6 protein-coding genes are annotated in these 6,120 nt (G+C 29.4%); 4 read left to right on the forward strand and 2 right to left on the reverse strand.

The features are described from left to right. Complete coding sequence (locus tag L8T90_RS07050; RefSeq protein ID WP_263702958.1) at positions 1-1,533, forward strand: DNA polymerase III subunit gamma/tau; 1,533 nt, start codon at positions 1-3, stop codon at positions 1,531-1,533. Here L8T90_RS07050 and L8T90_RS07055 read toward each other — a convergent pair. Then, the gene (locus tag L8T90_RS07055) at positions 1,530-3,620 is read right to left on the reverse strand and encodes a TonB-dependent receptor domain-containing protein (RefSeq protein WP_263702957.1); all 2,091 of its coding nucleotides are present in this window, start codon (positions 3,618-3,620) and stop codon (positions 1,530-1,532) included. The two genes, L8T90_RS07050 and L8T90_RS07055, sit on opposite strands and share 4 nt — an antisense overlap. 154 nt (positions 3,621-3,774) lie before the next feature. Here L8T90_RS07055 and exbB point away from each other — a divergent pair, with 154 nt between their 5' ends. Genes exbB through L8T90_RS07070 form a run of 3 tightly spaced genes read left to right on the forward strand, consistent with a single transcriptional unit; the run spans position 3,775 to position 5,238 of the window. Then, complete coding sequence (gene exbB / locus L8T90_RS07060; RefSeq protein WP_263702955.1) at positions 3,775-4,206, forward strand: TonB-system energizer ExbB; 432 nt, start codon at positions 3,775-3,777, stop codon at positions 4,204-4,206. Next, positions 4,199-4,588, forward strand: coding sequence for a TonB system transport protein ExbD (gene exbD / locus L8T90_RS07065; protein ID WP_263702954.1), 390 nt, complete (start codon positions 4,199-4,201; stop codon positions 4,586-4,588). Before exbB ends, exbD begins: the two co-directional genes overlap by 8 nt. Continuing rightward, positions 4,585-5,238: an energy transducer TonB gene (locus L8T90_RS07070; RefSeq protein ID WP_263737092.1), complete on the forward strand. Its 654-nt coding sequence runs from the start codon at positions 4,585-4,587 to the stop codon at positions 5,236-5,238. The genes exbD and L8T90_RS07070 overlap by 4 nt, the downstream gene beginning before the upstream one ends. Before the next feature lie 10 nt (positions 5,239-5,248). Here the strand turns inward: L8T90_RS07070 and L8T90_RS07075 are convergent, their stop codons facing one another. Then, complete coding sequence (locus L8T90_RS07075; protein ID WP_263702952.1) at positions 5,249-5,701, reverse strand: DUF411 domain-containing protein; 453 nt, start codon at positions 5,699-5,701, stop codon at positions 5,249-5,251. Positions 5,702-6,120: the final 419 nt, after the last annotated feature.

Genomic DNA, 6,120 nt, shown 5'->3' on the forward strand with positions numbered 1-6,120 from the left:
ATGCTTCAAGCTCTTGCTGTTAAATACAGACCAAAAAATTTCAATGAGCTTGTAGGGCAAAATACTGTTTCTACAAGCTTAAAATATGCTCTTGAAAATAACCGTTTAGCACACGCTTACTTATTCTCAGGGTTACGCGGAAGCGGAAAGACTTCAAGTGCAAGAATTTTTTCAAGAGCTCTAGTATGCGAAAATGGACCAAGTGCTAATCCTTGTGGAGAATGCTCTCAATGTTTATCTTCACTCACTGGCTCTAATATAGACATTATAGAAATGGATGCTGCAAGCCATAGAAGCTTAGAAGACATTCAAGAGCTTATCGAGCAAGTCAAATACGCTCCATCTTTAGCTAGGTTTAAAATTTTTATTATCGATGAAGTGCATATGCTCACCCCACAAGCAGCAAATGCCTTGCTTAAAACCTTAGAAGAGCCACCAAGTTACGTAAAATTTATACTAGCAACAACCGATCCTTTAAAACTTCCTGCCACAGTTCTTTCAAGAACGCAGCATTTTAGATTTAAGCAAATTTCTACCCATGATATCTTAAATCATCTTGAGTGGATTTTGGAAAAAGAAAATATCAACTATGAAAAAGAAGCTTTAAAACTCATTGCAAGAAGCGGAAACGGATCTTTAAGAGATACCCTAACCTTACTAGATCAAGCCATAGTGTATTGTCAAAATGATATACAAACACAAAAAATCACTGCTATGCTAGGCTTTTTAGATCCAGCTAAAATTGAAGAATTTTATCAAGCCATTTTATCCAATGATAAAGATAAAGTTCTTGAGTTTTTAAAAGAATTTGAAGATTATGAGGCAAGTAATGTCATTGATGAGATGATATTTTTTCTAAAAGAAGCATTTTTTGCCAAAAATCATCTTTTTTCTATGCTAATTTATGAAAGATTTTTTAGAATTCTTTCACGCGCTAAGACTATGTTAAATTCTAGCGATGATGATAGCTTTGTGCTTTGTGTTATGGCTTTCATGCTTATAGAAGCAACTTATCTAAAAAGCATTGATGAGGCTATTAAAAGTTCAAAACAAGATAGCATGCCAAATCCAAAACAACAAGAAATTCCTTCTATTCAACAAACCCCTAAAGAAGAAAAACTTAGTCCTTATGAAAATCTCTTAAAAGCAATATATAAAAGAGATTATGACTTAGCTGAAGTTTTCAAAAAAACGACACAGTTTGTTTCTTTTGAAGATGACATTTTAAGCATTAGCTCGCATGCTAAAGATGATGATAGAATGGTTTTAAACAATGGTTTTAAATTAATCAAAACATTGCTTCATGAGATTTTTGGAGAAAAAGCACAAATTAAAATCCAAAAAATAGAAACCATAGATACTCAAAAGCTGCAAGATATATTCAAAACTCCCATAAAACAAGAAGTAAAAAGCGCTCCAAATTTAAATGAGCATTTTGAAAATTTTAAAAAAGACGCTAAAAAATACGATCCTAAAGACGAAACCAAAGAAGCTCTTAACAAACTCTTTGGTTCTCCGACAATACAAAATTAAAAACTACCATTGATTGAAATATAAATTCTTCTTCCTTCTTCTATACGGTTATAAGTATTTACCCAAACATCTTTGCCATCGCTCTTATAAGATTCCCAATCATTTGTAAAACTTTTATCAAAAAGATTATAAATTGCTGCATTAATATTCCAATTTTTATTGATATCATAACGCACACCCATAGAAGCTAAAAAGACATCTTGATAATATTCTCTATTAATATTTGTATCACCCATATAACGATCTATTTGCCACTCGCCTTTTACCCATGGAGTAAATTTATTAAAGATATTATAACTTGCTTTTAACATGATGTTGTGTTTTAAACTATCAATCTCTGGCTTTCCTATCACAGCCTTATCTTGTGCATCTTTTACTTCACTATCAAGATAAGTATAAGCTAAATCTAGATTTAAATGTTCTATAGGAGTAATCCCTGCTCCAAGCTCTATGCCTTTGTATTCAACCTTGCCAAGATTTACATCCTTATAACATTTATAAGCTCCACAAGTACCAACACCTGGTATCATATCATCTTTTTTAAATTCTTGTTCTGAGATTTTATCTTTAAAATTTGTCAAAAACCCGGTTGCTGAAATATAAAATAAGTCATTATTGTAAACAGCGGCTAATTCATAATTAAGCGATGTTTCTTCTTTTAGATTTGGATTTCCATACATAGGATATTTACCCTGTCCACTATAATTATAAGCACCTGCTATCAATCTATTAGCATATGGAGTTCTAAAACCCGTTGAAACACCGCCCTTTAAAGTAAGCTCGCTAGTAGGATTATAAACTAAATAAGCTCTTGGTGAAATATTATTTCCAAAAATTTCATGATGATTATACCTTGCACCGAAAGTAAATCTTAAATCATCTCTTATACTATACTCATCCTCTGCAAAAAAAGCTAATAAATACTGATCAAAATTCGTTGGGTTAGCGATTTTATCTTGCATTTTTTCAAGTCTATATTCACCACCCACGCTTAAAATATGACTTTGGCCTAAAGGAATAACTGATCTTGTATCTACAATAATATCTTCAGCAACTATATCTCTATTTTGCCCTAAAAATGGCTGATTAGATAAACCAATAACCTCTCTCCCATCATTACTTACACGGTTATACTGCAAGGTAGAAGTAATCGAAAAATCTTCATACACACCCTCATGACTTAGGTAAGTTACCAACTTATCTACTTGCATAGTATCTTTATAGCCACCCTTTAACGAACCTGCGTCGTCTCCAGGCACAGTTAAATCACCTATTTGACCTCTATTATTATCATAGTGATTTCTTGAAAAATCAATATCAAATATCAAGGTATTATAATCATCTACTAAGTAATTTAGCCTAGTTCCTAAATTAAAATTATTAGCTTTTGTAGGACTTTGTTCCTTTTTTGCTTCGATTTCTTTTCCACCACCATCTCTATATTTTATATTAGATTGCTCCCTATAAAATTCTCTAAAACGCAAAGTAAGTCCCAAACGATTATTCATCAATGGACCACTTGAATATATACTTGTACCATAAGTATTACCCCATTCTTTATGTGCATTAAAAATACTATCTAAACTAACTGATGTTTCCCATTTATCGCTTACTTTTTTTGTGATGATATTCACAACACCACCTAAAGCTTCAGAGCCATATAAAGTACTCATTGGTCCTTTTATCACTTCTATTCTTTCTATGCTAGAAATTGGAGGCAGAAATGAATTTGAAATTTCATTAAAACCATTAGGCCCTACTTCTCCGCCTATCCCTTGTCGCCGTCCATCGATTAAAATTAAAGTATATCCAGTAATACCTCTCATGGTAATGTTATAAGATCCAGTTTTTCCTTTGCTAGCAAATAAATCCACACCAGGAATATCAGCAATAGCTTCGGCAACATCTCTATAAGGCTTACTTTCTAAATCTTTTTTGCTAATCACATTTATAGTAGCAGGGGCTTCTTTAATATCTTGAGAAAAACCAGAAGCGCTTACTATGGAGCTATCTAATAAAACTTCTTGCGATAAAGCATTGCAGACCAAAAAACTAGCAACACAAAACGATAAACAATGTTTTTTCATTATTTCCTTTCTTATAAATATATTTTCAAAACTGGAATATTATGATAATAATTATTAATTTAAAATAAATTTATTGTATCAATTATGATAATTGTTATTAATAAAAAATTTAATTTTTAGTAATATAATCACAAAAAAATAAAACGAGGATAAGATGGAATTTTTAAAAACTTACATTGACTTAATTATATTTATTGTTTTAGGAATAATGGCATTTATTGCTATATGGTGCACTATAGAACGTATATTGTTTTTTAGAAAAATTAAGCTAAATGATTATCAATGTCAAGAAAAATTTGATGATGCAATTAGTGAAAATCTCACCATGCTTTATATCATTTACACTAATGCTCCTTATGTAGGACTTTTGGGAACTGTAGTGGGGATTATGATTACATTTTACGACATGGGTGCAAGCGGGAATATTGATGTTAAATCTATTGTTATTGGTTTATCGCTAGCTTTAAAAGCTACAGCATTAGGAATTTTAGTTGCTATCCCTTCTTTGATGGTTTATAATGGATTACTTAGGAAAATATCAACCTTGAGTAATGCATATCGTATTTTTAAGGATAAAAATGCTTAAATTACCAAAAAATGAGGGTTTAAACATCATTCCTTTTATAGACATAATGCTTGTTTTACTAGCTATTATTTTAAGCATATCCACTTTTATCGCGCATGGTGAAATCAAAATCAATCTACCTCAAAGTGAAAATTCAAATTCCATAAACGAAAATAAAGACAAAGTGAGTATTTTAATCAATAAAGAAAATGAATTTTATATCGATGGAAAAACAGCTTCCTTAGAAGAAATAAAAGCAAAATTTGACACTATAGATTCTAAAACATTAGTAGAGTTAAAAAGTGATAAAGAAGCAAAATTTGAAAGTTTTGTAAAAATTATTGATATTTTAAAAAATAAAAATCATGAAAATTTTCAAATTTTAACAGAGCAAAAAAGATGAAAACATTTATAAACAATCATAAAAATCAATCCTTTTTTATCACTTTATTTCTCTTTTTGCCTTTATTTTTTATTTTTATTTATACTAAGAATTTTTTACATATACAACATAGTGCTTCAAAAGAAGAAAAATTTAATATAACCATAAAACAATTTTTACAAGATTCCCCTAAAGTAAAAACGAAACAGCCTAAACAAGAAAAAATAAAAAAGCCAGAACAAACAAAAGAAAAAGCTATCATTCAATCTAAAAAAACAAACACTTTAACCAATACCAAGGCAATAAATCAATTAAATGAAAAAATAAAACCTCAAAAAACTATAGCACAAGAAAAAAACACTCCAATAACTTCTCAAGAAAGCATATCTTTAGCTAATAACAATGAGCTTTTAAAAGAAGTCAAACAAGCTATAGATGAAGCTTTAATCTATCCTAGGCAAGCTAAAAAAATGCGAATGAGTGGCGAAATTTTAGTAGAATTCACATGGACTAAAGATAAAAATCTATTAAACTTAAAAATATTAAAACCATCAAAATATAAATTATTAAACGATAGTGCTTTAGAAACTATACGTATAGCGTCTAAGAATTTTCCACAATATGAAAAAACTTTTCATATAAGAATACCATTAATATATAAAATAAGCTAAGCAAAATTGCTTAGTTTGTCTTGACTAAATTATGACCTTTATAGATCCCATAAATTTTATAGTCTCCATTTTTAAGCATTAAAACTACAGGATATTCTTCTTCATAACCTTGCTCCATTCCAGGACTTCCCTGAGGCATACCAGGAGCAGAAATACCTATAACATCTTCAGGTTTATTTTTCAAAAGCCAAGCAACTGCATCTTCAGGCACATGCCCTTCTATAACATAACCATCAATTACGCCAGTATGGCAACTTTGATACATAGGCTGAATATTCATTTTTTCTTTTATTTTTAAAAAATCATCGCTTTTGTGTATTTGCACTTTATAACCTTTATCTTTCATATAATTAGCCCAAAAATCACAGCATCCACAAGTAGGACTTTCATAAATATTTAATAATTTCTCATTAGCCAATAAAGTTGCAAAACCCAGTGATAAAGTTAAAAATAATTTTTTCATATATCCTCCAAAAAAACAAAAAGATAAAATACATTATAAAAATTAATATTTTTTATAAAACCAATAATTTTTATTTTAAAATCTATAAAAATACACTCTTATTTCACTCGCAAATACTTATTCTTTACCTACAACTAAAACCCAAGCTATATACCAAATAAAACATTCAATGAATAATTTCAAATCAAATTTATAAACTCTATTAAAAACTTAAACCAAAATTTGTTATAAATATTTCAAATTTAAATCAACCAAATCACCCCCCCCCAACCACCAAATAACAATTCAATAACCAACCACACAAATCTAGGCCATAAGAAACAACCCATAAAACCATAAAAATTCAAAAATAAAATAGAATAACTAATAAATAGCAAAAACAACACATAAAACTAAATTTTATAAAATAATAAAAAAAT

This window comes from Campylobacter sp. RKI_CA19_01121 (assembly GCF_025771295.1).
In the GTDB taxonomy this organism is placed as follows: domain Bacteria; phylum Campylobacterota; class Campylobacteria; order Campylobacterales; family Campylobacteraceae; genus Campylobacter_D.

Coding starts and splice junctions, on each gene's coding strand:
- L8T90_RS07070 (WP_263737092.1), top strand. CDS start 4,585: ATGAAAACATTTATAAACAATCATAAAAATCAATCCTTTTTTATCACT.
- exbD (WP_263702954.1), top strand. CDS start 4,199: ATGCTTAAATTACCAAAAAATGAGGGTTTAAACATCATTCCTTTTATA.
- exbB (WP_263702955.1), top strand. CDS start 3,775: ATGGAATTTTTAAAAACTTACATTGACTTAATTATATTTATTGTTTTA.
- L8T90_RS07075 (WP_263702952.1), bottom strand. CDS start 5,701: ATGAAAAAATTATTTTTAACTTTATCACTGGGTTTTGCAACTTTATTG.
- L8T90_RS07055 (WP_263702957.1), bottom strand. CDS start 3,620: ATGAAAAAACATTGTTTATCGTTTTGTGTTGCTAGTTTTTTGGTCTGC.
- L8T90_RS07050 (WP_263702958.1), top strand. CDS start 1: ATGCTTCAAGCTCTTGCTGTTAAATACAGACCAAAAAATTTCAATGAG.